The sequence below is a fragment of the Corallococcus praedator genome, from assembly GCF_003612125.1.
Taxonomy (GTDB): domain Bacteria; phylum Myxococcota; class Myxococcia; order Myxococcales; family Myxococcaceae; genus Corallococcus; species Corallococcus praedator.
The window spans coordinates 1-2,316 of record NZ_RAWI01000692.1 but is presented as its reverse complement, the minus strand read 5'-3'; the positions used below and the strand labels follow the sequence as shown (position 1 = coordinate 2,316).

The window sequence follows — 2,316 nt, the reverse complement described above, 5'->3', positions numbered from 1 at the left end:
GGCGGAGGCGCCACGGGCAGAGGCAGCCGGGCCGGAAGGCTCACGGGCTCCACGCGTCCATCCGCGCGCAGGCGCGCAGTGCGGCCCGTGCGGTACAGCTTCGCGGCCCCGTCCAGGGGATGGGGCACCAGCCGGCGACGCTCTTCCTCGGCGGACCGCCACAGCGCCCACGGCACGCCGGCCCCACCCAGGGCCAGCTCGCCCACCACGTTCGCGGGGACCGGCTGGCCCGCGTCGTCCAGCACCCAGACCTGGAGGCCCGGAGGCACGCGCTCACCGGGAGCCCGGGGCAGCAGCGCGCCTTCGACGGTGCCGCCCGCGAGCAGCACCTCCACACCCGAGGCGCGTTGCAGGGCGGACGCCAGCTCCGACGACGCCCCTTCCAGCACCAGCGCGCCGAAGGGCGCCAGTGCCTCGCGGGCTCCGGGCAGGTCGGTCAGCGCTCGCGCCAGCCGCGCCGTGGTGTTCAGCAGCACCGCTCCGGACTGGCGCGCCAGCTCCAGGAGTTCGCCCACGCCCTGTTCGCCCTCCACCAGCACCTGCTCGTGCTGGGCGATGGCCTCCGCTTCCGCCAGGGCGCGCACCTTCGCCAGCCGGCGCAGGCCCTCCAGCACCACCGGCGTCTCCAGGCCGAAGTCGATGAGGCAGGTCACCTCGTCCACGTCCGCGGCGCGCACGTCGCGAAGCCGCTGGAGGCCGCTGTCCACCGTGCCGATGAGGCCCGTCACCTTCGCGTGGTGCTCGAAGGTGTGCTCCAGGAGTGCGTCCAGGTCCTGCGCGGAGAACTTGTCGATCTCCCCCTGGTGGCCCTGCGCCGCCAACAGCGACGCGGTGATGTCCGCGGAGCTGCGGAAGTAGCCCAGCAGCGGCTTGCGGACGATGCGCAGCACCTCCTGCTCGTCGTCACCCAGGTAGGTGTGGAGCATGCAGGTGATGTGGCCCCGGCCCGGGTGGCCGTTGCGGCGCCACGCCTCGCGGTACAGCGCCACCTTCGGCTTCATCTCCTCCAACGAGTGCGCGAACAGGCCGGTGAGCACGCCCGCGCCCAGCTCGCCCGCGAGCCGGAAGGTCTCCGGGTTGGCGGTGGCCGTGAGCCACACGGGCAGCTCCTTCTGGATGGGCTTCGGGCGCAGGCCCACCTCCACGATGGCGCCGTTGCCGCCCGGACGCCGCACCTGCTCGCCACGCCACAGGGCGCGCAGCGTCTCCAGGTGTCGGAGGAGGATGTTTCGCCGGTCCGCGTAGTTCTGCGGCGCGAAGGTGAAGTCCCGCACGTGCCAGCCCGTGGCCACCGATACGTCCACGCGTCCGGCGGAGAGGTTGTCCACCACGGCCCACTGTTCGGCGACGAGCAGCGGATCATGCAGCGGCAGCACCACGCTGCCGGAGCGCAGGCGCACGTTGCGCGTGACGGCGGCCATCGCCGCGGCGACCACGGCCGGCTGCGGGTAGATGCCACCGAAGGAGTGGAAGTGCCGCTCGGGCGTCCACACGGCGGCGAAGCCGTTCGCGTCCGCGAACTTCGCGCCCTCCATCAGCAGCTCGTACTTCGGGCCGCTCATCGAGTCTTCGTCGTTGGCGAAGTAGCTCAGGCTCACGTCGAGCGCGCGCGCGCGAGGGCCTCCGCCGTGCAGCCGCACGAGCTGCGCGGTCACCTGCTCGGAGGGGAACACGACGCGCAAGCCGCGCGAGAGGGCCCACAACGCTTCCAGCTCCGGCCGCTCCGCGGTGGCTTCGGTGGCCGCGAGCCAGGCGCTCCCCTCGGTGGGACGCAGGCGCGCGTCCAGCCCGGCGAACAGCTCCGTCAGCGCGGCATGTCCCAGCGCCCACGCGGGCTGACCCGTTCCCGCGGGCAGCAACCACGCGACGGTCTGCTCCGTGCCCGGGGTCGCATCCGTGTCGGCGGTGGGCCCGTCCAGGGTCTCCAGCGCGTCCTCCACGTGCAGCACGCGCGAAGCCTCCAGCCGCGCGGCGGTGACGACGCCCTTCCACGTCACGATGCGTGGCGAGGATGCGCCTTCGGGTGCGTAGACGGCGAGGTTGCCCAGGTCGGTGGGGCCCAGCGCCACCACGGCGGCACCGGCCTCCAGCACGCCCCACAGGGTCGCGAGCTTCTCCGGAGAGGGCCGCAGGCACACGACCACCGGTTCGCCGGGCTTGACCCCGGCTGCGCGCAGCCGGGACGACAGCGCGCGGGCGCGGGTGGACAGCTCCGCCCACGTCCACCTGCGTCCCTCGCGGGCCAGGGCCACGGTCTCCGGGTGGCGGCGCGCGCGGTCGGCCAGCAGCGCGGGGAGCGCGGGCGCGGTGGGGACG

Annotated in this window: 1 protein-coding gene; it reads right to left on the bottom strand. The window is 74.1% G+C overall.

Features of this window, described 5'->3' with window-relative positions; genetic code table 11:
• A partial coding sequence (locus D7Y13_RS40905) for a MupA/Atu3671 family FMN-dependent luciferase-like monooxygenase (RefSeq protein ID WP_120631039.1) occupies positions 1 to 2,316 on the bottom strand: 2,316 nt, incomplete at both ends.